This window comes from Syntrophales bacterium, assembly GCA_026417625.1.
Taxonomy (GTDB): domain Bacteria; phylum Desulfobacterota; class Syntrophia; order Syntrophales; family UBA8958; genus JAOACW01.
Genome location: JAOACW010000032.1, coordinates 1 through 500, shown reverse-complemented (window position 1 = coordinate 500; position 500 = coordinate 1). Strand labels below are relative to the sequence as shown.

1 protein-coding gene is annotated in these 500 nt (G+C 37.8%); it reads left to right on the top strand.

Going from position 1 to position 500, the window contains the following annotated elements:
• The first annotated feature begins 206 nt into the window (after positions 1-206).
• Entirely contained in the window at positions 207-410 is a 204-nt protein-coding gene (locus N2317_08855) for an antitoxin family protein (GenBank protein MCX7817594.1), read from the top strand.
• Positions 411-500 lie beyond the last annotated feature (90 nt).

Here is a 500-nt window from a genome sequence, read left to right as displayed (position 1 = left end):
TTTCAAGAGAGTCGATTTCCTTGAGGTTTTAGAGCTTTAAATTGTAAAATGCTCGCGTGCTGTGCTACATGCGTATGCAAGCGAAAGCTTGCTACGCTGTATGCACATGCGAACGCCGAAGTTTAGTTTTTAAGTTTTTAAACTTTATAAAGAGAATAAAATTCTCTCATCGAAACCTATTTCTATTTTAAAATCTAAAAGAGAGCATGCCAAAGATCATTGAAGCTATATATGAGAACGGAGTCTTTAAGCCCTTGGAGAAGGTTGAGCTAAAAGAAGGGGAGAAAGTTAAGCTTAAAGTGAGTCGTGAACTGAAAGATCTTATGAAAAGATTCGCTGGAATCGGAGGATACAGGGAAAAAATTGACGAGGATAAATTGAGTCGAGTAGAGGTAGATCTGCTTGAATGAAATTTTCTTGGACAGCAGTTTTATAGTTGCACATTGTATGGTGGGAGACGAGACTTTTGAGAGACTCATAGATGAATACAGCCTTTTCAC